Here is a 409-nt window from a genome sequence, read left to right on the forward strand (position 1 = left end):
ACGGTACCATTTTGCCTAGTTCCTTCACCCGAGTTCTCTCAAGCGCCTTGGTATTCTCTACCTGACCACCTGTGTCGGTTTGGGGTACGGTCAATGTATATCTGAAGCTTAGAAGTTTTTCCTGGAAGCATGGCATCAACCACTTCGCCCAAAAGAGGGCTCGTCATCAGTTCTCGGCATTCTCTCTAAAAGAGTGACCCGGATTTGCCTAAGTCACTTGCCTACCGCCTTAAACACAGACAACCATCGCTGTGCTGGCCTAGCCTTCTCCGTCTCTCCATCGCAATATACATCGGTACAGGAATATTAACCTGTTTTCCATCGACTACGCATTTCTGCCTCGCCTTAGGGGCCGACTCACCCTGCCCTGATTAACATGGGACAGGAAACCTTGGTCTTCCGGCGGGGG

The 409-nt window shown here is 51.1% G+C and carries 1 rRNA gene; it reads right to left on the minus strand.

The features are described 5' to 3' along the window. Positions 1-409 (minus strand): 23S ribosomal RNA (locus AC2A4J_RS20380); the annotation flags it as partial.

It is taken from the genome of Marinomonas sp. ATLA20 (assembly GCF_057180105.1).